The organism is Variovorax sp. FW305-3-2-15-B-LB1 (genome assembly GCF_058787635.1).
In genome coordinates, this window is sequence record NZ_JBYSZY010000035.1 from 1 (window position 1) to 23572 (window position 23572).

A 23572-nucleotide genomic window follows, 5' to 3' on the forward strand; every position below is an offset into this window, starting at 1 on the left:
CGGCGGGTGGCGGCGGTGGTGGTGGCGGCGGCGCGACCTCGCGCATCCTGAGCCCCCGCGGCAGCGTGATCGCCGAATCGCGGACCAACCAGCTGTTCGTGTCCGACATTCCCTCGCGCCTGGCCCAGGTCACCGACCTGATCCAGAAGCTGGACATTCCCGTCCGCCAAGTGCTGATCGAAGCGCGCATCGTGGAAGCCTCGGACACCTTCGGCAAGTCGCTTGGCGTGCGGATGGGCGGCGGTATCTCCCGCGAACGCGTCGCGTCGGCCAACGGCAATCCGGCCTACGGCACCTTCGGCGTCATGCCTGCCACCACCAACGCCGGCGGCGTCGGCGGCGCAGCAGCCACCTGGACCAACTCCAACTTCATCAACCTGCCCGCCGGCGACGCCGGCGGCACCGGCAACGCCGCAGGCACCTTCGCGATCTCGCTGTTCAACTCGAGCTTGTCGCGCATGCTGAACCTCGAGATTTCCGCCCTCGAAGCCGATGGCAAGGGCAAGCTGGTCTCCAGCCCCCGCGTCATCACGGCCGACCAGACCAAGGCGCTGATCGAGCAGGGCGAGGAAATCCCCTACCAGCAGGCCACCTCCAGCGGCGCGACCTCGATCTCGTTCCGCAAGGCGGTGCTCAAGCTCGAAGTCACGCCGCAGATCACGCCCGAGGGCAACATCATCCTCACGCTGGACGTGAGCAAGGATGCCCGCGGCGTCAACACCTCGGCGGGCCCGGCCATCAACACCAAGCACGTGCAGACCGAGGTGCTGGTCGAGAACGGCGGCACGGTCGTCATCGGTGGTATCTTCGAGCTCACCGAAACCAATGACGAATCGCGCGTGCCGGTGCTGGGTGAAATCCCCTACATGGGGGCATTGTTCCGCAAGCGCGAACGCGTTGCCAACAAGACCGAAATGCTCGTCTTTATCACCCCGAAGATGATTACCGACCGCAACGCCGCGCGCTGACGCGCGGGCGTAGCAGCCACCGCGTGGCGGTCGCACTTGTCGGGTTGCCCGGCGCCGGAAAGTCCGCAGTGGGCCGGCGCCTGGGCGCTCGGCTGAACACCCCCTTCATCGACACCGATCACGTGATCGAGCAGCGCATCGGCTGCACGATCCGTGATTTCTTCGATCGCGAGGGCGAAGCCGCCTTCCGCGACATCGAGCAGGCGGTCATCGCCGACCTGGCCGCCCATCCCCACGGCGTGCTGGCGACCGGCGGTGGCGCCGTGCTGCGCGAGGCCAACCGCCAGCAGTTGCGCGACCATTTCCACGTCATCTACCTGCGCTCCTCGCCCGAAGACCTGTTCCGGCGCCTGCGCCACGACGTCAAGCGCCCGCTGTTGCAGGTGGCCGATCCGCTGGGCCGGCTGCGCGAACTGCACGATGCGCGCGACCCGTTCTACCGGGAAACCGCCCACGACGTGGTCGACACCGGCCGGCCGTCGATTGCGGTGCTGGTCAACCTCATCGTGATGCAGCTCGAACTGGCCGGGGTGGTCGAACCCGGCGCCCATCCGGAAGAGCCCTCGGACTGACCCCGGCAGGCCCGAGCGCCTAAACTCGCGGCCATGTCCTTGCCTGTTTCGCCCGCACTTTCCGCCCCGCCAAAGCCCGAATGCGTCGAGATCCAGCTCGGCGAGCGCAGCTACCCGATCCTGATCGGCGGTGGCCTGCTGGAAGACCCCGCCAGCTTCGGTGTCGTTCCCGCAGCCGCCAGCGCGCTGATCGTCAGCAACACCACCGTGGCGCCGCTCTACGCGCAGGCCTTGCGGACCGTGCTGGCCAAACGCTTTCGCACGGTCCACCTGCTCGAACTGCCCGACGGTGAGGCATACAAGAACCTCGAGACGCTCAACCTGATCTTCGACGCCCTCCTGGGCCACGGCAGCGACCGCAAGACGGTGCTGTTCGCGCTCGGCGGCGGGGTGGTGGGCGACATGACGGGCTTCGCCGCCGCCAGCTACATGCGCGGCGTGCCTTTCGTGCAGGTGCCGACCACGCTGCTGGCGCAGGTCGATTCCTCGGTGGGTGGCAAGACGGCCATCAACCACCCGCTGGGCAAGAACATGATCGGCGCGTTCTACCAGCCGCAGCTCGTGCTGTGCGACCTGGACACGCTGCAGACGCTGCCCCCGCGCGAACTGAGTGCCGGCCTGGCCGAAGTCATCAAGTACGGCCCGATCTACGACATGGCTTTCTTCGACTGGATCGAGTCGAACATCGAAGCGCTGGTGGCGCGCGACCCGGCCGCGCTGGCCCATGCCGTGAAGCGCAGCTGCGAGATCAAGGCGCTGGTGGTCGGCCAGGACGAGCGCGAGACCGGCCTGCGCGCCATCCTCAATTTCGGCCACACCTTCGGCCATGCCATCGAGTCGGGCCTGGGCTACGGCGAATGGCTGCATGGCGAGGCTGTCGGCTGCGGCATGGTCATGGCGGCGCAGCTGTCGCAGCGGCTCGGCGGCGTCGACGCGGCCTTTGTCGAGCGGCTGACTCGCCTGATCGAGCGGGCCGGCCTGCCCACCGTGGGACCGGCGCTGGGGGCCGAGCGCTACCTGGAGCTGATGCGCGTCGACAAGAAATCGGAAGCCGGCGAGATTCGCTTCGTGGTGATCGACCGACCCGGCTCCGCCGTCGTGCGCAGCGCGCCCGACGCGATGGTGCGCGACGTGCTCGCGCAGTGCTGCGCGGCATGAGCCTTGCGGCGTACGCCTGCCACCCCGCGCGCTCGCGCGGACGGCGCCACGCGGAGCCGCCCGCGCCCACGCGCGACGCCTTCCAGCGCGACCGTGACCGCATCGTCCACTCCACCGCCTTCCGACGGCTGGTCTACAAGACCCAGGTGTTCCTGAACCACGAAGGCGACCTGTTCCGCACGCGGCTCACGCATTCGCTCGAAGTCGCGCAGCTGGGCCGCTCCATCGCACGCGCCCTGCGGCTCAACGAAGACCTGGTCGAGGCGATCGCGCTGGCCCATGACCTGGGCCACACGCCCTTCGGCCACGCGGGCCAGGACGCGCTCAACGCCTGCATGGCCGAACACGGTGGCTTCGAGCACAACCTGCAGAGCCTGCGCGTGGTCGATGCGCTGGAGCACCGCTACCCGCAGTACGACGGCCTGAACCTCAGCTTCGAGACCCGCGAAGGCATCCTCAAGCATTGCTCGCGCGCCAACGCCGAACGCATCGAGGCGGCCGAGCCGCAGGGCGTGGCCCGCCGCTTTCTCGACCGCACGCAGCCCGGGCTGGAGGCGCAGCTGTGCAACCTGGCCGACGCCATCGCCTACAACGCGCACGACATCGACGACGGCGTGCGCTCGGGCCTGATCAGCGTCGAGCAGCTGGCCGATGTGGAACTGTTCGAACGCTACCGCCGCGAAGCGCTGGCCGAGCATCCGCACCTGCAGGGCCAGGGCCGGCGCGTGCTCTATGAAACCATCCGCCGCATGCTCAGCGCGCAGGTCTACGACGTGATCGACACGACGCGCGCGGCCATCGAGGCGCTGGCGCCCACCGATGCCGACGCCGTGCGCCAGGCGCCACCGCTGGTGGCCTTCAGCGGCGTCATGCAGGCGCAGTCGGAGGCGCTCAAGCAGTTCCTGTTCCGCAACCTCTACCGCCATCCGCAGGTCACGCAGACCACCGACCAGGCGAGCGAGGTCGTGCGCGGGCTGTTCGACGCCTACCTGGCGCGCGGCACCGAAATGCCCGCGTCGTACGCCGAGCGCCGCGACCGGCACCGGGCCGTGGCCGACTACATCGCCGGCATGACCGACCGCTTCGCCATGCGCGAGCACGAGCGGCTGACTGGCCGGCGGGGCATCGCATGACGGCGGCCGTGCGCTCGAACAGCGCGTCGGCCCGCGTGCCGGCCGCGGCCTTCGCCGTCGTGCTGGGCGGCGTCAGTGCCGCGCTGCACCTGGGCAAGCTGCCGCCCGCCGTGCCGGCGCTGCAGGCGTCGCTGGGCATCGATCTGGTCGAGGCGGGTTTCCTGCTCTCGCTGGTCCAGGTCGCGAGCATGACGCTCGGGCTGCTGGCCGGGCTTGCGGCCGATTCCATCGGTCTGCGGCGCAGCATGCTCGTCGGGCTGGCGGTGCTGACGACGGCCAGCCTGCTCGGGGGCGCCGTCGGTGCCGGTCTGCTGGGCGGGTCTCACGCGGTGCTGTGGCTGTTCGTGCTGCGTGCGGCCGAAGGCATCGGCTTCCTGATGGCGGTGATGCCCGGCCCGGGTCTCATCCGCGCACTGACACCGGCGGGCGCCGACAAGGCCGCGCTGGGCCTGTGGGGTGCCTATATGCCGTTGGGCGTGGCGCTGGCGCTGCTGGTCGGGCCGGCCCTGATCGGTTGGGGCGGCTGGGCCGACTGGTGGTGGACGCTGTCGCTGGTGTCGGCGGGTGCGGCACTCTGGGTGTGGTTGGCGGTGCCGCGCGATCGGGCCCGCGTGGCCGGTGCAAGCCCGCAGCCCGCGTCGGCCGGTTGGGCGTCGCGGCTGCGCGAGACGGTCGGCGCGCGCGCGCCGTGGCTGGTCGCGTTGACCTTCGCCGTGTACTCGTCGCAGTGGATGGCCGTGATCGGTTTTCTTCCCGCCATCTATGCCGACGCGAAGGTGCCCGCCGCCTGGAGCGCGGTGCTGACCGCGTTGGCCGCGGCGATGAACATCGTCGGCAACCTCATGGGCGGCCGTTGGCTGCAGCGCGGCGTGGCGCCCGAGCGCCTGCTGCAATGGGGTTTCCTGACCATGGCACTGGGCGGCGTCGCCGCCTTCGCGCAGGTGGGGCAGGGCGCCGGCGCCGAGGCGCTGGGCCTGCCGCCCGCGCTGCGCTATGCCGCGATCTGCGCCTTTTCGCTCGGCGGCGGCATGGTGCCGGCGACGCTGTTCCTGCTGGGCGTGCGGCTGGCGCCGGGGCCGAGCACCGTCTCGACCACCGTCGGCCTGATGCAGCAGGCGTCGTCGCTCGGCCAGTTCCTGGCGCCGCCGGCGGTGGCCTGGCTGGCGCACCGCGTCGGTGGCTGGCATTGGACCTGGACCGCCACGCTGGCCTGTTCGCTCGCCGGCATGGCGGTCGCCGCGCGCCTCGGGCGCATCCGCCGACTGACGGAGGCCACGGCATGAGCGACCCGACGGTCATCGACGCCGCGCAGGCCGAAGCCGACACCCGGCGCTGGCTCGAGCGCGCCGTGATCGGCCTCAACCTGTGCCCCTTCGCCAAGGCGGTGCATGTGAAGGGCCAGATCCACTACCTCACCTACCTCGACACCCACGAAGGCCGCCTGATCGATGCACTGGTGGCCGAAGCCCGCGCGCTCGTGGCGCTCGATGCCGAGGTGCGCGACACCACCTTGCTGATCGTCCCCCACGCGTTGGCGGACTTTCTCGACTTCAACGATTTCACCGAGCGCGCCGAGCGCAAGCTCGCCCGCGCGGGCTTCGACGGCGTGCTTCAGCTCGCCAGCTTCCATCCGCATTTCCAGTTCGCCGGCACCGAGGCCGACGACATCACCAACGCCACCAACCGCGCGCCATACCCCACGCTGCACCTGCTGCGCGAAGACAGCGTGGACCGCGCGGTCGAGGCCTTTCCCGAGGCCGAGGCGATCTTCGAGCGCAACATCGAGACGCTCGAAGCCCTGGGCCCGGCCGGCTGGACCGCGCTCGATGTCGGCCCGGGAAGCGCCACGCCATGAACAACAAGAACACCATGTCCCGTCCCGCGAAAGCCCACCCCACCAACAAGGCTGCGAAGGCCGAGGCCGAGCTGGCCGAAGTCCTGCGGCCGGGCCAGTCCGTTGAGCTGCTCAAGGAGCTGCACATCCTCACGCGCGAAGGCCGGCTCAACCAGGATTCGCGGCGCAAGCTCAAGCAGGTCTATCACCTGTTCCAGTTCATCGAGCAACTGCTGCGCGAGTTGCCCGGCGAGGGTGCCGAGGCGACGCTGGCCGACCACGGGGCGGGCAAGTCGTACCTCGGCTTCATCATCTACGACCTGTTCTTCCGCGCGCGGCAGGGCGGCCATGTCTACGGCATCGAGGCGCGCAGCGAGCTGGTCGAGCGCTCCCGCGCGCTGGCGCAGCAGCTGGGCTTCGGGCGCATGTCGTTCCTGAACCTCACCGTGGCCGAGTCGGCGCAGGCCAGCGAGCTGCCGGCGCAGATCGACGTGGTCACCGCGCTGCACGCCTGCGACACCGCCACCGACGACGCCATCGCCTTCGGCCTGGCCAAGAAGGCGCGCTGCATGGTGCTCGTGCCCTGCTGCCAGGCCGAAGTGGCGGCCTGCCTGCGCGAGACCAAGGCACTGGCCCTGTCGCGCACGCCGCTGGCCGAGCTGTGGCGCCATCCGCTGCACACGCGCGAGATCGGCAGCCAGCTCACCAACGTGCTGCGCTGCCTGTACCTGGAAGCCAACGGCTACAGCGTGACGGTCACCGAGCTGGTCGGCTGGGAGCACAGCATGAAGAACGAGCTGATCCTGGCGCGCTACACCGGCCAGCGCAAGGCGAGTGCGGCGACGCGGCTGCGCGAGCTGCTGGCGCAGTTCGGGCTCGACACGCTGGGCGACACGCGCTTCCGCCTCGCCGATTAAGTACCCGGACGGCGTCGTCCATCGTCCCCATGGCCCGTCTCCCCCGTCTCACGCTGGCCGGCATGCCGCACCACGTGATCCAGCGCGGCAACAACCGCCAGCCGATCTTCGTGGACCGCGCCGACCACGAGAAGCTGCTCGGCCTGCTGGCCGAGAACGCCGTGCGCTTCGGCATCGCGCTGCATGCCTACGTGCTGATGGACAACCACTTCCACCTGCTGGCCACGCCCGACAGCGCCACGGGCCTGCCGCAGTTCATGCAGTCGGTCGGGCGCAGCTACGTGCGCTACTTCAACGACCGCCATGGCCGTAGCGGCACCTTGTGGGAAGGACGCTACAGATCGACCCTGATCCAGACCGAGCGCTACCTGCTGACCTGCATGGCCTACATCGACCTGAATCCGGTGCGCGCCGGCATGGTCGCCGAGGCGCGCGACTTCCCCTGGTCCAGTCACGGCCACTACGCAGGCCTGCGGCAAGACAGGCTGTTGACCCCGCATCCGCTGTACTGGGAGCTCGGCAACACGCCCTTTGCGCGGGAGGCGGCGTATGCCGAACTGGTGCGTGGCGGGGTCCGCGCGGCCGATCAGCAGGCCCTGACCGAGGCCACCTTGCGCGGCTGGGCAGCCGGCGACGACGGTTTTCTGGACAGCCTGCAGAAGGCCACCGAGCGCCGCGTGATCAAGGCCAAGGCCGGCCGGCCGCCTGCGCCCGCCAAAGATACGGACTGAAAGCGGCCGAAAGCCGCGCCCTTGTTGGGCATCGTGCTGCTGTTTTTAATATGTCCCCAATTTAATTCTGACAAGAAAACTCAAGATTTAATAGGAATCCGACCCCTATTAAAGTGTTTGGCATTCTTTGTGCATCGCAATATGCTCCCTTTCCCTGCGAAAACTGAAGGAGCGCGCCATGACGACGGCTGCCGAGATTCAACACCTCCAAGAACACGGTCTGTATTCCGGTGCCGATGAGCACGATGCCTGCGGCGTCGGCTTCGTCGCCCATATCAAGGGCGAGAAGAGCCATGCCATCGTGTTGCAGGGCCTGAAGATCCTCGAGAACCTCGACCACCGCGGCGCCGTCGGCGCCGACAAGCTGATGGGCGACGGCGCCGGCATCCTGATCCAACTGCCCGACCTGCTGTACCGCGAAGAAATGGCCAAGCAGGGCGTCACGCTGCCCCCGCCCGGCGAATACGGCGTCGGCATGATCTTCCTGCCGAAGGAACACGCCTCGCGCGAAGCCTGCGAACAAGAGATGGAACGCGCCATCAAGGCCGAAGGCCAGGTGCTGCTGGGCTGGCGCGACGTGCCGGTCAACCGCGACATGCCCATGTCGCCCACCGTGCGCGAAAAGGAACCGCTGCTGCGCCAGATCTTCATCGGCCGCGGCAACGACGTGATCGTGCAGGACGCGCTGGAGCGCAAGCTGTACGTGATCCGCAAGACCGCCAGCGCCAACATCCAGCGCCTGAAGCTCAAGCACAGCAAGGAATACTACGTTCCGAGCATGTCCAGCCGCACCGTGGTCTACAAGGGCCTGCTGCTGGCCGACCAGGTCGGTACCTACTACCTCGACCTGCAGGACAAGCGCTGCGTCTCGGCCCTGGGCCTGGTGCACCAGCGCTTCTCGACCAACACCTTCCCCGAGTGGCCGCTGGCCCACCCGTACCGCTACGTCGCCCACAACGGCGAAATCAACACGGTCAAGGGCAACTACAACTGGATGAAGGCACGCGAAGGCGTCATGTCGTCGCCCGTGCTCGGCGCCGACCTGCAGAAGCTCTACCCGATCAGCTTCGCCGGCCAGTCCGACACCGCCACCTTCGACAACTGCCTCGAGCTCTTGACGATGGCCGGCTACCCCATCAGCCAGGCCGTGATGATGATGATTCCCGAGCCCTGGGAGCAGCACGCCACCATGGACACGCGCCGCCGCGCGTTCTATGAGTACCACGCCGCCATGCTCGAGCCGTGGGACGGCCCGGCCTCCATCGTGTTCACCGACGGCCGCCAGATCGGCGCCACGCTCGACCGCAACGGCCTGCGTCCCTCGCGCTACTGCGTGACCGACGACGACCTGGTCATCATGGCTTCGGAGTCGGGCGTGCTGCCCGTGCCCGAGCAGAAGATCGTGCGCAAGTGGCGCCTGCAGCCCGGCAAGATGTTCCTGATCGACCTGGAGCAGGGCCGCATGATCGACGACGAGGAGGTCAAGGCCACCCTCGCCAACAGCAAGCCCTACAAGCAGTGGATCGAGAACCTGCGCATCAAGCTCGACAGCGTCAAGGCCGAACCGGCCGCGATTCCCGTGAGCCAGGTCGCGCTGCTCGACCGCCAGCAGGCCTTTGGCTACACCCAGGAAGACATCAAATTCCTGATGAGCCCGATGGCCCAGGCCGGCGAAGAAGGCATCGGCTCCATGGGCAACGACAGCCCGCTGGCCGTGCTCTCCAGCAAGAACAAGCCGCTGTACAACTACTTCAAGCAGCTGTTCGCGCAAGTCACGAACCCGCCGATCGACCCGATCCGCGAAGCGATCGTGATGTCGCTCGTGTCCTTCATCGGCCCCAAGCCGAACCTGCTGGACATCAACCAGGTCAACCCGCCGATGCGGCTCGAAGTGAGCCAGCCGATCCTCGACTTCGCCGACATGGCGAAGCTGCGCGACATCGGCCGCTACACCCAGGGCAAGTTCAAGAGCTACGTGCTCGACATCACCTACCCGCTGGGCTGGGGCGATGAAGGCGTCGAAGCCAAGCTGGCCTCGCTGTGCGCCGAAGCGGTCGATGCCATCAAGGGCGGCCACAACATCCTGATCGTGAGCGACCGCGGCGTGGGCCCGACGCAAGTGGCGATCCCCGCCGTGCTGGCGCTGTCGGCCGTGCACCAGTACCTCGTGCGCGAAGGTTTGCGCACCACCGCCGGCCTCGTGGTCGAGACCGGTTCGGCCCGCGAAGTGCATCACTTCGGCGTGCTCGCCGGCTACGGCGCCGAAGCCGTGCACCCGTACCTCGCGATGGAAACGCTGGCGGCCATGCACGCCGACCTGCCGGGCGACCTGAGCGCCGACAAGGCGGTCTACAACTACGTCAAGGCCATCGGCAAGGGCCTGTCGAAGATCATGTCGAAGATGGGTGTCAGCACCTACATGAGCTACTGCGGCGCCCAGCTGTTCGAAGCCATCGGCCTGAACACCGAGACGGTGAACAAGTACTTCACCGGCACGGCCAGCCGCGTGGAAGGCATCGGCGTCTTCGAAATCGCCGAAGAAGCCATCCGCATGCACAAGGCCGCCTTCGGCGACGACCCGGTGCTCGCCCACATGCTGGACGCCGGCGGCGAATACGCCTGGCGCACGCGCGGCGAAGAGCACATGTGGACGCCCGACGCCATCGCCAAGCTGCAGCACAGCACGCGCTCCAACAACTGGAACACGTACAAGGAATACGCGCAGCTCATCAACGACCAGAACCGCCGCCACCTCACGCTGCGCGGCCTGTTCGAGTTCAAGATCGATCCGGCCAAGGCCATCCCGGTCGACGAGGTCGAAGCAGCCGCCGAGATCGTCAAGCGCTTCGCTACCGGCGCGATGTCGCTCGGCTCGATCAGCACCGAGGCACACGCCACGCTCGCCATCGCCATGAACCGCATCGGCGGCAAGAGCAACACGGGCGAAGGCGGCGAAGACCCGGCGCGCTACCGCAACGAACTGAAGGGCATCCCGATCAAGCAGGGCGACACGCTCAAGAGTGTGATCGGCGCGGCCAACGTCGAGGTCGACCTGTCGCTGAACGACGGCGACTCGCTGCGTTCGCGCATCAAGCAGGTCGCGTCGGGCCGCTTCGGCGTCACCGCCGAGTACCTGCACTCGGCCGACCAGATCCAGATCAAGATGGCGCAAGGCGCCAAGCCGGGCGAGGGCGGTCAGCTCCCGGGCGGCAAGGTCACCGAATACATCGGCAAGCAACGCTATGCCGTGCCGGGCGTGGGCCTCATCTCGCCCCCGCCGCACCACGACATCTACTCGATCGAGGACTTGGCTCAGCTGATCCACGACCTGAAGAACACCGCGCCGCACGCGAGCATCAGCGTGAAGCTGGTGAGCGAAATCGGCGTTGGCACCATCGCCGCGGGCGTGGCCAAGTGCAAGAGCGACCACGTCGTGATCGCCGGCCATGACGGCGGCACGGGCGCTTCGCCCTGGTCGTCGATCAAGCATGCGGGCAGCCCGTGGGAAATCGGCCTGGCCGAAACGCAGCAGACGCTGGTGCTCAACCGCCTGCGCAGCCGCATCCGCGTGCAGGCCGACGGCCAGATGAAGACCGGCCGCGACGTCGCCATCGGCGCGCTGCTGGGCGCGGACGAATTCGGCTTTGCGACCGCACCGCTGGTGGTCGAGGGCTGCATCATGATGCGCAAGTGCCACTTGAACACCTGCCCGGTGGGCGTGGCCACGCAAGACCCGGTGCTGCGCAAGAAGTTTTCGGGCAAGCCCGAGCACGTCGTCAACTACTTCTTCTTCGTTGCCGAAGAAGTGCGCCAGATCATGGCCCAGCTGGGCATCCGCAAGTTCGACGACCTGATCGGCCGCGCCGACCTGCTCGACATGCGCAAGGGCATCGAGCACTGGAAGGCCTCGGGCCTCGATTTCAGCCGCCTGTTCGCGCTGCCGATCGTGCCGGCCGACGTGCCGCGTTTCCATGTCGAGAACCAGGACCACGGCCTCGAGCGCGCCCTGGACGTGAAGCTCATCGAGAAGTCGCGTCCCGCCATCGAAAAGGGCGAGAAGGTGCAGTTCATCGAGGTGGCGCGCAACGTCAACCGTTCGGTGGGCGCGATGCTCTCGGGCGCGCTGACCAAGGTGCATCCTCAGGGCCTGCCCGACGACTCGATCCGCATCCAGCTCGAAGGCACGGGCGGCCAGTCGTTCGGCGCCTTCCTGGCACGCGGCATCACGCTGTACCTGATCGGCGATGCCAACGACTACACCGGCAAGGGCCTCTCGGGCGGCCGCGTGGTGGTGCGCCCCAGCCTGGACTTCCGCGGTGAAGCCGCGCGCAACACCATCGTCGGCAACACCGCGCTGTACGGCGCGACCACCGGCGAGGCCTACCTGTGCGGCGTGGCCGGCGAGCGCTTCGCGGTGCGCCTGTCGGGTGCCACGGCGGTCATCGAAGGCACCGGTGACCACGGCTGCGAATACATGACCGGCGGCACGGTGGCCGTGCTCGGCAAGACGGGCCGCAACTTCGCGGCCGGCATGAGCGGCGGCGTCGCGTTCGTCTACGACGAAGACGGCCAGTTCGCCTCGCGCTGCAACCTTTCGATGGTGTCGCTCGACAAGGTGCTCACCTCGGCCGAGCAGACCGCCAGCGTGCACCGCAAGATCTGGCACGGCGGCGAGACCGACGAAGCGCAACTCAAGAAGCTGCTCGAAGAGCACCACCGCTGGACCGGCAGCAAGCGCGCGCGCGAGCTGCTCGACAACTGGGCCGAGTCGCGCACCAAGTTCGTCAAGGTGTTCCCGAACGAGTACAAGCGCGCCCTGGCCGAACTGCACGACCGCCAGGTCGAGCTGGCCAGCAGCGGCAACAACGCCCACGTCGGCCTCGAGCCGCACGCACTGGCCGCGCCCGCCACGGCCGCCGTCTGAGCGCGCCATAGATACGAAGAACAGAGGAAAGCACGATGGGAAAAATCACCGGCTTCATGGAGCATGAGCGCATCGAAGAGGGCTACAAGCCTGTCGAAGAGCGCGTCAAGCACTACAAGGAATTCGTCGTCGGCCTGAACACCGACCAGGCCAAGGTGCAGGGCGCACGCTGCATGGACTGCGGCACGCCGTTCTGCAACAGCGGCTGCCCGGTCAACAACATCATTCCGGACTTCAACGACCTCGTGTACCGCGACGACTGGCAGAACGCCTTCGCGGTGCTTGATTCGACCAACAACTTCCCCGAGTTCACCGGCCGCATCTGCCCCGCGCCCTGCGAGGCGGCCTGCGTGCTCAACGTGAACGACGACGCGGTTGGCATCAAGTCGCTGGAACACGCGATCATCGACCGCGCCTGGGACGAAGGCTGGGTGGCGCCGCGCGTCGCCAAGCACAAGACCGGCAAGAAGGTCGCGGTGGTGGGCTCCGGCCCGGCCGGCATGGCCGCCGCGCAGCAGCTGGCGCGCGCCGGCCACGACGTCACGCTGTTCGAGAAGAACGACCGTGTCGGTGGCCTGCTGCGCTACGGCATTCCCGACTTCAAGATGGAGAAGTCGCACATCGACCGCCGCGTCGAGCAGATGAAGGCCGAGGGCGTGACCTTCCGCACCGGCGTGATGGTCGGCGCCGCGAAAGACCCGCTGGGCAAGGGCTCCAAGGTCACCAACCTGGCCAAGGAAACCGTCACGCCCGAGCAGCTGCAGAAAGACTTCGACGCCGTGGTGCTCACCGGCGGCGCCGAGCAATCGCGCGACCTGCCTGTGCCCGGCCGCGATCTCGACGGCATCCACTTCGCGATGGAGTTCCTGCCGCAGCAGAACCGCGTCAACGCAGGCGACAAGGTCAAGGGCCAGCTGCGCGCCGAAGGCAAGCACGTCATCGTCATCGGCGGCGGCGACACCGGCTCCGACTGCGTGGGCACCAGCAACCGCCACGGCGCCGTGAGCGTCACGCAGTTCGAACTGATGCCGCAACCGCCGGAAGAAGAGAACCGCCCGCTGACCTGGCCCTACTGGCCGATCAAGCTGCGCACCAGCTCCAGCCACGAAGAAGGCTGCGAGCGCGAGTTCGCCATCTCGACCAAGGAGTTCATCGGCGAGAAGGGCAAGGTCACCGGCCTGAAGACCGTGCGCGTCGAGTGGAAGGACGGCAAGATGCAGGAAGTGCCCGGCAGCGAGCAGATCCTCAAGGCCGACCTGGTGCTGCTGGCGATGGGCTTCATCAGCCCCGTGGCCACCGTGCTCGACGCCTTCGGTGTCGAGAAGGACGCCCGCGGCAACGCGCGCGCCACGGTCGACTTCATCGGCGGCTATGCCACCAATGTGCCCAAGGTGTTCGCCGCAGGTGACATTCGCCGCGGCCAATCGCTGGTGGTGTGGGCAATTCGCGAGGGCCGTCAAGCGGCGCGTTCGGTCGACGAATTTTTGATGGGATTCAGCGACTTACCGCGCTGATTTTTGTTTCATTTGAAGCGGCGCCGTTCGCGGCCCCGTTATCATCCGCGGAAACCGCATGCCGGGATGCCTGAGAAGGCGCCCGGCTTTTTTATTGAGATGGACCCAGCCACACCCACGTCTTCCTCCTTCGTCGAATTCCGCGATGTCACGTTCGGCTACGGCGCGCGCGCGATCCTCGACGGCGTGTCGTTTTCCGTGCCGCGCGGCAAGGTGACGGCGTTGATGGGGGCATCGGGTGGCGGCAAGACCACCGTGCTACGCCTCATCGGCGGCCAGCAGCGCGCCCAACGCGGCGAGGTGCTGTTCGACGGGAAGGATGTCGGCCACTTCGATGTCGCGACGCTGTATGCGGCGCGGCGCCGCATGGGCATGCTGTTCCAGTTCGGTGCGCTGTTCACCGACATCAGCGTGTTCGACAACGTGGCCTTTCCGTTGCGCGAGCACACGCAGCTGTCGGAAGCGCTGGTGCGCGACATCGTGCTCATGAAGCTGGACGCCGTCGGCCTGCGCGGCGCGCGCGACCTGATGCCCAGCGAGGTGTCGGGCGGCATGGCGCGGCGCGTGGCGCTGGCGCGCGCGATCGCGCTCGACCCCGACCTCGTGATGTACGACGAACCCTTCGCGGGGCTCGACCCGATCTCGCTCGGCACGGCCGCGCGGCTGATCCGCCAGCTCAACGACGCGCTCGGCCTCACCAGCATCATCGTGTCGCACGACCTCGAGGAAACCTTCCGCATCGCGGACCACGTGATCATCCTGGCCAACGGCGGCATCGCCGCGCAGGGGCGGCCCGACGAGGTGCGCGAGAGCGTCGATCCGCTGGTGCACCAGTTCGTCAACGCACTGCCTGACGGGCCGGTGCGGTTCCACTATCCCGGTGTCAGCATCGAAGACGACTTCGGCAATGGCGAAGGAGGGCGCTCATGACCTGGTGGAAGCCCGCCGACGTCGGCTTTGCCGTGCGCAGCCAACTCGCCGACATGGGCCATGCGGCCAAGCTCTTCCTGCGCCTGCTCGGCCCGGGCGCGCAGATCATGCGGCGCTTCGGGCTGGTGCGTGACCAGATCCATTTCCTGGGCAACTACTCGCTCGCCATCATCGGCGTGTCGGGTCTGTTCGTGGGCTTCGTGCTCGGGCTGCAGATGTACTACGCGCTGCAGCGCTACGGCTCGTCCGAAGCGCTCGGCCTGCTGGTGGCGCTGAGCCTCGTGCGCGAACTCGGTCCCGTGGTGGCGGCCCTGCTGTTCACCGGGCGGGCCGGCACCTCGCTGACGGCCGAGATCGGCCTCATGAAGGCCAACGAGCAGTTGAGCGCCATGGAAATGATGGCGGTCGACCCGGTGCAGCGCATCCTCGCGCCGCGCTTCTGGGCCGGCGTCATCACCATGCCGCTGCTGGCGGCCGTGTTCAGCGCGGTCGGCATCATGGGCGGCTATGTCGTGGGCGTGCTGATGCTGGGCGTCGACCCGGGCGCGTTCTGGGGCCAGATGCAGGGCGGCGTCGATGTCTGGCGCGACGTCGGCAACGGCGTCATCAAGAGCATCGTGTTCGGTTTCACCGTGACCTTCGTCGCGCTGCTGCAGGGCTTCGAGGCCCAGCCGACGCCCGAGGGCGTGTCGCGCGCCACCACGCGCACCGTGGTGATGGCGTCGCTGGCGGTCTTGGGGCTCGATTTCTTGCTCACCGCCATGATGTTCAGTATCTAAAGGGGCCCCGGCTCCATCGTTCTAGACAGAGAGTGCAAACCATGCAACGTTCCACCAACGACATCTGGGTCGGCCTGTTCGTGCTGATCGGCGGCGCCGCATTGCTGTTCCTGGCGCTGCAGTCGGCCAACCTGCTGAGCCTGAACTTCCAGAAGACCTACACGGTCACCGCACGTTTCGACAACATCGGCGGGCTCAAGCCCCAGACCGCGGTCAAGAGTGCTGGCGTGGTAGTCGGTCGTGTGGAATCCATCGCGTTCAACGACAAGGCCTTTCAGGCCGATGTGACGCTGGCGCTGCAAAACCGTTACAGTTTTCCCAAGGACAGCTCGCTCAAGATCCTGACCAGTGGCCTGCTCGGCGAGCAGTACATCGGCATCGAGGCGGGCGCCGAGGAAAAGAACCTGCAAGCCGGCGACACCATCACCGCGACCCAATCGGCCGTGGTGCTGGAGAACCTGATCAGCCAGTTCCTGTACAGCAAGGCCGCCGAGGGGAATACGGCGCCGGGAACAGCCAACAAGAAATGACCACACGACTTTTTTCGTCGACTGCTATTAAAAGTGTAGCTAGCTCCGCCCGTTGGGCCACTGCCACCGTCGGTTTCGCCCTCGTGGCCGGATGCGCCACCGGATCCGGCGCAAGCCCGACCGACCCCTTCGAGCCGTACAACCGCGGCATGACGCGCTTCAACGACACCGTCGACGAAGCCGTGCTGGAGCCCGTGGCCACTGCCTACCAGAACGTGGTGCCCTCGCTGGTGCGCCAGGGCGTGACCAACTTCTTCAGCAACCTCGGTGACATCTGGAGCCTGGCCAACAACGTGGCCCAGCTCAAGCTGCAGAACAGCGCCGAGACCTTCATGCGGCTGAACGTCAACACCTTCTTCGGCCTGGGCGGCCTGCTCGACGTCGCCTCCGAGGCGCGCCTGCCGCGCCACGAGGAAGACTTCGGCCAGACGCTGGGCTACTGGGGCGTGGGCGCAGGTCCGTACGTCGTGCTGCCGTTGCTCGGCCCCTCGACGCTGCGCGACACGATCGCCCGGCCGCTCGACATGTACGGCGACGCGCAGGGTCACATCCACGACATCGCCTGGCGCAATTCGCTGGCGGGCCTGCGTGTCGTGGACACCCGCTCGCGCTACCTGGGCGCGACCCGCCTGCTCGACGAAGCCGCGCTCGACAAGTATTCGTTCACGCGCGATGCGTTCCTGCAGCGCCGCCGCAACCAGGTCTACGACGGCAACCCGCCGGACGACGACAACGCCGGCAAGTGACGGCAAAAGAGGGCGGACGGGGTGGTCCTGCTTGCATCCGGTTGCAAGGCTTCACCTCCGCTTCAGGAACCCGGTCGGCCTGGCGCCTGTCGAAACCGTTCCTGTCTCAGCACGGAGCCATTGGCTGCACCGTGCAGGGAAGACAATTCAACCTGAGGGACTCACCATGAACAACAAGATCTTGCTGCAACGACGCGACCTGGGCCGCCTGGCATTGGCCGGCGCGCTGCTGTTCGGCGCCGCCACCGCCTTCGTGCACCAGAGCGCATTCGCGGCCGACGAGGCCCCCGACGCGCTCGTCAAGCGCCTGTCGACCGACGTGCTCGAGACCATCAAGGCTGATTCGTCGATCAAGGCCGGTGACATCAACAAGATCATGCTGCTGGTCGACAGCAAGATCATGCCCAACGTCAACTTCCAGCGCATGACCGCCTCGGCCGTCGGCCCGGCCTGGCGCCCGGCCACGCCCGAGCAGCAAAAGCGCCTGCAGGACGAGTTCAAGACCCTGCTCGTGCGCACCTACGCCGGCGCGCTCGACCAGGTGAGCGACCAGACCGTCACCATCCGCCCGTTCCGCGGCGCCCCCACCGACACCGACGTGCTCGTGCGCACCGAGGTCAAGGGTCGCGGCGACCCGGTGCAGCTGGACTATCGCCTCGAAAAGACGCCGGGGCAGGGCGCCGGCTGGAAGGTCTACAACCTGAATGTGCTGGGCGTGTGGCTGGTCGACACCTACCGCACCCAGTTCGCGCAGGAAATCAACAAGAGCGGCATCGATGGCCTGATTGCCGCGCTGGCCGCGCGCAACAAGGGCAACGGCAAGGGCTGACGGGCGCACGCCATGCTGGTCCTTCCCTCCCGACTCACCCACGACGAGGCTCCTGCCTGCATGCGCATGCTGCAGCAGGGGCTCAAGGGCCAGACCGATTCGTCGTCCACCGTGGTCGACGCCACGGCACTGGCCCAGTTCGATTCCTCCGCGCTGGCGGTGCTGCTCGAGTGCCGGCGCGAATCCAGCGCGCTGGGCCGGGGGTTCTCGGTCAAGGGCCTGTCGCCGCGCCTGCGCGAGCTGGCCGCGCTGTACGGCATCGCGGGCCTTCTGCCCGCTGCACCCTGACCCCCACACCCTAGCGCGTGCGTGGCACTGCTGCGGTCAGCAGCGTGAGTGCCTTGTTCAGGGTCGAGGTCGCGAATCGCTCCCCCTTGGAGTGGCCGATGCGCACGACGACGAGATCGTGCGACGGAATCACGAGCACGAACTGGCCCCCTGCGCCGAGCATGTAGTAGGCCGTCGTCGGTGCCGCCAGTGCCCCCGTTCCATTGATCCAGAAGAATCCCCCGTAGATGGGGCGCTGGTCTGCGGCCCAGGCCGGTGCGGCCGTGCTCACGAAGTTGACGAACCCCTCGGGAAGAATGCGCTCCCCGTTCCACACGCCGTCCTGCAGGTAGAGATTGGCCAGCCGGGCCCAATCGCGGGCCGACATGAAGTCGTAGCCTTGCGTGAGGAAGTTGCCGTAGGGATCGGTCTCGATCACCATGGAGCGGATGCCGATCTTGTCGAAGATGGCGCGCTGCGGGAACGAGAGGTACTCTTCGCCGCGCTTCTCGACCGCAAGGCGGACCAGGTAGTTGGCAAGCACCGGATCGGTGTTGCGGTAGCGGCCCACCGTGTTGGGTGGCCATTGCTGCGGTCGGGTCGCGGCGTAGTTGAAGGCGTTGATCCGCCCCGTGTAGTAGTAGATGTGATCGGGGTAGGTGCCGTTGGGGTCGAAGTCCGGATCGTCCGGGGCCTTGATGCGCAGCCCGCTGGACATGCGCAGGATGTCGGCAATGCGGATCTGCTGGCGGCCATCGCCGGCACCTTGCCATTCGGGAATCGGTGCGGGCTGGTCGAGCTTGTACACACCCTGCTTGATCAGCACGCCCATCATCGTGGCCACGACGCTCTTGCCCATCGACCATGATTCGAGCGGCGTTGTCGCGCTGATGCCGCTCATGTAGCGCTCGCCGATGAGCCGCCCCTTGTGCGTGACCACGAAGGCGGCGGTGTAGGCCTCCGTGGTTTCGAAGGCGGCGCCGAGGGCCTGGTTCACCTTGGCCATGTCGACGTCGGCGGGCGGCGGGTCGTTCGGCAGCACATCGCCCATGGGCCAGGGCACGGTCGTAGGGTCGGCCAGCGCGCTCTTGACATTGACGGGTGTGAAGAAAACGTCGTCCTTGCCGGGCGGCAGCGTGATGCAACCCTGCGAGCCGAAGTGGCGGGCCACCAGCGTCGGACCGCCGTTGGGCATCGTGATGCGGACCTCCTTCTTGGTGCGGTCGACCACCGGCGCACCCACCTTCTTGCGCTGCTCGTACGGCCCCGTGAAATACCCGATGGTTTCGGCGGCGACCGCTGGATCGAGTCCGGTGATGAAGACCGCCGAGCACATGGCCTTGGCATAGCCAGACGTGTTGTGCTCCAGCACATCGCCGGGTGGCGGCACGTAGGGCGTGTCCAGCTCCAGGCACTTGGCGCGCGCAATGAGTGCATCGCGGGCTGGCAGCTGGGCCGAACCGGCAGATGAAGTGCAAGGTTGGGCGGTGCCACCCCCTGCGCCAGCGCCTGCGCCGCCGCCGACAAGGGCGATGCCGCCACCTCCGCCGCCACCACCTCCTCCTCCCCCGCAAGCAGTCAGCACCATCGCCAGGAGCAGGGCGGCAACGGTTGGAAGGGGGCTGCGGGTCAAACACTTCATTGGCGTTCCTCGCGATGGGCGGTTGCGGTGCGCAGAATCGGCACCGGCGGGATTGTGGGTGAACTCTGGGCCGATGCCTAGCGCGGCCGGCTCCCCGCGTTCACCCCTGAACAGCGCCGAAAAACCCATCGCCCGTAAAATCGCGGGCTCCCATGCCCGCGATCTCATTCCAGTCGGTCTCCAAGACCTACCCTCCCTCCCGTCAGCAACGCGCCCAAGGCAAGCAGGGGCTGCGTGCGGTCGACGAGGTTTCCTTCCAGATCGAGCCGGGCGAGTTCTTCGGCCTGCTCGGCCCCAACGGCGCGGGCAAGACCACCCTCATCAGCATGCTGGCGGGCCTGTCGCGGCCCACGGCGGGCGCGATCAGCGTGCACGGCTTCGACGTGCAGCGCGACTACGCCGAAGCCCGGCGCCAGCTCGGCATCGTGCCGCAGGAGCTGGTGTTCGACCCCTTCTTCAACGTGCGCGAGTCGCTGCGCATCCAGTCGGGCTACTTCGGCATCAAGAACAACGAGGCCTGGATCGACGAGCTGCTGCAGAGCCTGGGCCTGGCCGACAAGGCCACGGCCAACATGCGCCAGCTCTCGGGCGGCATGAAGCGCCGCGTGCTGGTGGCGCAGGCGCTGGTGCACAAGCCGCCCGTCATCGTGCTCGACGAGCCCACGGCCGGTGTCGACGTCGAATTGCGCCAGACGCTCTGGCAGTTCGTCGCCAAGCTCAACAAGCAGGGCAGCACCGTGCTGCTCACCACCCATTACCTCGAAGAGGCCGAGGCGCTGTGCAGCCGCATCGCGATGCTCAAGCTCGGCAAGGTGATCGCCCTGGACCGCACCAGCGAGCTGCTGAAATCGGCCGCGAGCAACGTGCTGCGCTTCAAGACCGACGCCATGCTGCCCTGGGCCATCGCCCAGCATGCGCGCATCACCGGGCGCATCGTGCAGCTGCCGGCGCAGAACGCGCATGAAGTCGAACAACTGCTGGCCGCGATCCGCGAAGCCGGCGTCGCGGTGGAAGACGTGGAAATGCGCAAGGCCGACCTGGAAGACGTGTTCATCGACTTGATGGCGGGCGAGCAGACGCCGCTGGAGGTGTCGCGATGATGGCCGTCACTGGGTGGCGAGCGCTGCTCTACAAGGAAACGCTGCGCTTCTGGAAGGTCGGCTTCCAGACCGTCGGCGCGCCGGTGCTCACCGCACTGCTGTACCTCATGGTGTTCGGCCACGTGCTCGAAGGCCGCGTGACGGTCTACGGCTCCGTGGGCTACACCGCTTTCCTGATCCCCGGCCTCGTGATGATGAGCGTGCTGCAGAACGCGTTCGCGAACAGCTCGTCCTCGATCATCCAGAGCAAGATCATGGGCAACCTCGTGTTCGTGCTGCTCACGCCGCTGTCGCACTGGGGCTGGTTCTTCGCCTACGTGGGCTCCTCGGTGATCCGAGGGCTGGCGGTGGGCGTGGGCGTGTTCGCCGTGACCGTCTTCTTCGCCGTGCCGAGCTTCGTGGCGCCGGTGTGGATCCTGGTGTTCGCGCTGCTGGGTTCGGCCATGCTGGGCACGCTGGGCCTCATTGCCGGGCTCTGGGCCGAGAAGTTCGACCAGATGGCCGTGTTCCAGAACTTCCTGATCATGCCCATGACCTTCCTGTCGGGCGTGTTCTATTCGATCGGCTCGCTGCCGCCGTTCTGGCAGAGCGTGAGCCACCTGAACCCCTTCTTCTACATGATCGACGGCTTCCGCTACGGCTTCTTCGGGGTGAGCGATGCTTCGCCCTGGCTGAGCTTCGGCATCGTCGGTTCCGCCTGGCTGGTGGTGAGCGCCATCGCTGTTCACCTGCTGCGCATCGGCTACAAAATCCGCGGCTGACCGCGACTTCCAAGACCCCATGACCGCTGACGAACTCCAAGCCATCATCGTTGCCCATCTGCCGTGCGAGCACATCACGCTCGAGGGCGACGGCCGACATTGGTACGCGACCATCGTCTCGGCTGAATTCGAGGGCAAGCGCGCCATCCAGCGCCACCAGCGGGTCTACGCCACCCTCGGTGCGAAAATGCACACCGACGAGGTGCATGCGCTCTCGATGAAGACCTACACGCCGGCCGAATGGGCGGCAGTGGACAAATGACTTTCCGGCCCCTGCGGGCCTCCTGATTTCGCTGGATCCTTCATGGACAAACTTCTGATTCGCGGCGGGCGTGAGCTTCGCGGCGAAGTGCTCATTTCCGGCGCCAAGAACGCCGCGCTGCCCGAGCTGTGCGCGGCGCTGCTGACCGACCAGCCCGTGGTGCTGCACAACGTGCCGCGCCTGCAGGACGTGTCGACCATGCTCAAGCTGGTGCGCAACATGGGCGTGACGGCCGAGGCCGACGACAACGGCACCGTGCGCCTGAACGCCGGCGAGCTCGGCAACCCCGAGGCCCCCTACGAACTCGTGAAGACCATGCGCGCCTCGGTGCTGGCGCTGGGCCCGCTGCTGGCGCGCTTCGGCCACGCCAAGGTGTCGCTGCCGGGCGGCTGCGCCATCGGCTCGCGGCCGGTCGACCAGCACATCAAGGGCCTGCAGGCGATGGGCGCCGAGATCGTGGTCGAGCACGGCTACATGGTCGCGCGCCTGCCCGAGGGCCGCACGCGGCTGAAGGGCGCGCGCATCCTGACCGACATGGTCACCGTCACCGGCACCGAGAACTTCCTCATGGCCGCCGCGCTGGCCGAGGGCGAGACGCTGCTCGAGAACGCCGCGCAGGAGCCCGAGATCGTCGACCTGGCCGAAATGCTGATCCGCATGGGCGCGAAGATCGAAGGCCACGGCACCAGCCACATCCGCATCCAGGGCGTCGAGAAGCTGCACGGCTGCGAACACGCCGTGGTGGCCGACCGCATCGAGGCCGGCACCTTCCTGTGCGCCGTGGCGGCCACCGGCGGCGAGGCCTTCCTGCGCCACGCGCGCGGCGACCACCTCGACGCCGTGATCGACAAGCTGCGCGACGCCGGCTGCACCGTCGTGACTGAGCCCGACGGCATCCGCATCGGCTCGCAGGGCCCCGCGTACGACCACCTGAAGGCGCAGAGCTTCAGCACCACCGAATATCCCGGCTTCCCCACCGACATGCAGGCCCAGTTCATGGCCCTGAACGTGATCGCGCGCGGCGCCTCCATGGTCACCGAGACCATCTTCGAGAACCGCTTCATGCATGTGAACGAGATGGTGCGCCTGGGCGCGCGCATCCACGTCGAGGGCAAGGTCGCGATGGTTGAGGGCGTGCAGCAGCTCTCGGGCGCCACCGTGATGGCCACCGACCTGCGCGCCTCCGCCAGCCTCGTCATCGCCGGCCTTGTGGCCGAGGGCGAGACGCTGGTCGACCGCATCTACCACCTCGACCGGGGCTATGACCGCATGGAATCGAAACTGCGCGGCCTCGGTGCCGACATTGAACGCGTGACGGGAGCCGCCGCATGATCACCCTGGCTCTTTCCAAAGGCCGCATCTTCGAAGAGACGATGCCCCTGCTGGCCGCCGCCGGCATCGAGGTCACCGAAGACCCCGAGAAATCGCGCAAGCTGATTCTTGAAACCACCCGACCCGACGTGCGCGTGGTGCTGGTGCGCGCCTCCGACGTGCCCACCTACGTGCAGTACGGTGGCGCCGACCTCGGCGTGACCGGCCTGGACGTGCTGCTCGAGCACGGCAACCAGGGCCTGTACCAGCCGCTGGACCTGCGCATCGCGGCCTGCCGCCTCAGCGTGGCCGTGCGCGCCGACTACGACTACGCCTCGGCCGTGAAGCAGGGCTCGCGCCTGCGCGTGGCCACCAAGTACGTGGGCCTGGCGCGCGACTTCTTCGCCAGCAAGGGCGTGCACGTCGACCTGATCAAGCTCTACGGCAGCATGGAGCTGGCGCCGCTCACGGGCCTGGCCGACGCCATCGTCGACCTGGTCTCGACCGGCAACACGCTCAAGGCCAACCACCTCGTCGAGGTGGAGCGCATCATGGACATCAGCGCCCGGCTGGTCGTCAACCAGGCCGCGCTCAAGCTCAAGCGCGAACCCATCCGCCGCATCATCGACGCCTTCGCGTCCGCCATTCCTTCCGCCTGAACCTC

22 protein-coding genes are annotated in these 23572 nt (G+C 67.4%); 21 read left to right on the top strand and 1 reads right to left on the bottom strand.

The genetic code is table 11. The features are described 5' to 3' along the window. The 16 genes from AC3WQR_RS20460 to AC3WQR_RS20535 form a co-directional block, all read left to right on the top strand. Positions 1-968: type IV pilus secretin PilQ (locus tag AC3WQR_RS20460; RefSeq protein ID WP_492743303.1), on the top strand; the 968-nt coding region annotated here is incomplete at its 5' end. Positions 969-991: 23 nt separating this feature from the next. Beyond that, positions 992-1540 carry a shikimate kinase gene (locus AC3WQR_RS20465; RefSeq protein WP_062471759.1) on the top strand — a complete coding sequence of 183 codons (549 nt, stop codon included), beginning with the start codon at positions 992-994 and terminating at the stop codon, positions 1538-1540. A 33-nt stretch (positions 1541-1573) separates the two neighbouring features. Next, the gene (aroB, locus tag AC3WQR_RS20470; protein ID WP_492743304.1) at positions 1574-2698 is read left to right on the top strand and encodes a 3-dehydroquinate synthase; all 1125 of its coding nucleotides are present in this window, start codon (positions 1574-1576) and stop codon (positions 2696-2698) included. Then, a complete protein-coding gene (locus AC3WQR_RS20475; protein WP_492743305.1) occupies positions 2695-3831 on the top strand; it encodes a deoxyguanosinetriphosphate triphosphohydrolase in 1137 nt (378 codons plus the stop codon). Before aroB ends, AC3WQR_RS20475 begins: the two co-directional genes overlap by 4 nt. Beyond that, on the top strand, positions 3828-5114 hold the full coding sequence (locus AC3WQR_RS20480) for an MFS transporter (RefSeq protein WP_492743306.1): 1287 nt from the start codon (positions 3828-3830) through the stop codon (positions 5112-5114). Before AC3WQR_RS20475 ends, AC3WQR_RS20480 begins: the two co-directional genes overlap by 4 nt. Beyond that, a complete protein-coding gene (locus tag AC3WQR_RS20485; RefSeq protein WP_492743307.1) occupies positions 5111-5686 on the top strand; it encodes a DUF1415 domain-containing protein in 576 nt (191 codons plus the stop codon). Before AC3WQR_RS20480 ends, AC3WQR_RS20485 begins: the two co-directional genes overlap by 4 nt. Positions 5687-5700: 14 nt before the next feature. Then, positions 5701-6582, top strand: a complete 882-nt coding sequence (locus tag AC3WQR_RS20490; protein ID WP_492743342.1) for a class I SAM-dependent methyltransferase — start codon at positions 5701-5703, stop codon at positions 6580-6582. A gap of 29 nt (positions 6583-6611) precedes the next feature. Further along, the gene (locus AC3WQR_RS20495) at positions 6612-7313 is read left to right on the top strand and encodes a transposase (RefSeq protein ID WP_492743308.1); all 702 of its coding nucleotides are present in this window, start codon (positions 6612-6614) and stop codon (positions 7311-7313) included. Between the two features lie 178 nt (positions 7314-7491). After that, on the top strand, positions 7492-12237 hold the full coding sequence (locus tag AC3WQR_RS20500) for a glutamate synthase-related protein (protein ID WP_492743309.1): 4746 nt from the start codon (positions 7492-7494) through the stop codon (positions 12235-12237). 35 nt (positions 12238-12272) lie between these two features. Next, positions 12273-13751 (top strand): glutamate synthase subunit beta, encoded by a 1479-nt coding sequence (locus AC3WQR_RS20505; RefSeq protein ID WP_070059939.1) that lies wholly within the window; start codon positions 12273-12275, stop codon positions 13749-13751. Between the two features lie 66 nt (positions 13752-13817). Continuing rightward, entirely contained in the window at positions 13818-14681 is an 864-nt protein-coding gene (locus tag AC3WQR_RS20510; RefSeq protein WP_070059938.1) for an ABC transporter ATP-binding protein, read from the top strand. Beyond that, entirely contained in the window at positions 14678-15460 is a 783-nt protein-coding gene (gene mlaE / locus AC3WQR_RS20515) for a lipid asymmetry maintenance ABC transporter permease subunit MlaE (protein WP_062471733.1), read from the top strand. Before AC3WQR_RS20510 ends, mlaE begins: the two co-directional genes overlap by 4 nt. Before the next feature lie 41 nt (positions 15461-15501). Continuing rightward, positions 15502-15990: an outer membrane lipid asymmetry maintenance protein MlaD gene (gene mlaD / locus AC3WQR_RS20520; protein WP_062471729.1), complete on the top strand. Its 489-nt coding sequence runs from the start codon at positions 15502-15504 to the stop codon at positions 15988-15990. Further along, positions 15987-16736 (top strand): MlaA family lipoprotein, encoded by a 750-nt coding sequence (locus AC3WQR_RS20525; protein WP_070059937.1) that lies wholly within the window; start codon positions 15987-15989, stop codon positions 16734-16736. The genes mlaD and AC3WQR_RS20525 overlap by 4 nt, the downstream gene beginning before the upstream one ends. 166 nt (positions 16737-16902) lie before the next feature. Then, a complete protein-coding gene (locus AC3WQR_RS20530; RefSeq protein ID WP_492743310.1) occupies positions 16903-17565 on the top strand; it encodes an MlaC/ttg2D family ABC transporter substrate-binding protein in 663 nt (220 codons plus the stop codon). A gap of 12 nt (positions 17566-17577) precedes the next feature. Then, positions 17578-17853: an STAS domain-containing protein gene (locus AC3WQR_RS20535; protein WP_062471718.1), complete on the top strand. Its 276-nt coding sequence runs from the start codon at positions 17578-17580 to the stop codon at positions 17851-17853. A 10-nt stretch (positions 17854-17863) separates the two neighbouring features. Here the strand turns inward: AC3WQR_RS20535 and AC3WQR_RS20540 are convergent, their stop codons facing one another. After that, a complete protein-coding gene (locus AC3WQR_RS20540) occupies positions 17864-19474 on the bottom strand; it encodes a serine hydrolase domain-containing protein (protein ID WP_492743311.1) in 1611 nt (536 codons plus the stop codon). Positions 19475-19626: 152 nt separating this feature from the next. On the opposite strand from AC3WQR_RS20540, the gene AC3WQR_RS20545 reads away from it, so the two are divergent. From AC3WQR_RS20545 to hisG, 5 genes are read left to right on the top strand one after another with little or no spacing between them, the layout of a single operon-like run. Further along, complete coding sequence (locus tag AC3WQR_RS20545; RefSeq protein WP_070059934.1) at positions 19627-20574, top strand: ABC transporter ATP-binding protein; 948 nt, start codon at positions 19627-19629, stop codon at positions 20572-20574. After that, positions 20571-21335 carry an ABC transporter permease gene (locus AC3WQR_RS20550; protein WP_487847952.1) on the top strand — a complete coding sequence of 255 codons (765 nt, stop codon included), beginning with the start codon at positions 20571-20573 and terminating at the stop codon, positions 21333-21335. The genes AC3WQR_RS20545 and AC3WQR_RS20550 overlap by 4 nt, the downstream gene beginning before the upstream one ends. Before the next feature lie 19 nt (positions 21336-21354). After that, positions 21355-21597 carry a BolA family protein gene (locus tag AC3WQR_RS20555; RefSeq protein ID WP_492743312.1) on the top strand — a complete coding sequence of 81 codons (243 nt, stop codon included), beginning with the start codon at positions 21355-21357 and terminating at the stop codon, positions 21595-21597. Between the two features lie 42 nt (positions 21598-21639). Then, entirely contained in the window at positions 21640-22929 is a 1290-nt protein-coding gene (gene murA / locus AC3WQR_RS20560) for a UDP-N-acetylglucosamine 1-carboxyvinyltransferase (protein WP_062471705.1), read from the top strand. Then, entirely contained in the window at positions 22926-23567 is a 642-nt protein-coding gene (gene hisG / locus AC3WQR_RS20565; RefSeq protein WP_095949879.1) for an ATP phosphoribosyltransferase, read from the top strand. The genes murA and hisG overlap by 4 nt, the downstream gene beginning before the upstream one ends. The last annotated feature ends 5 nt before the right edge of the window (positions 23568-23572 follow it).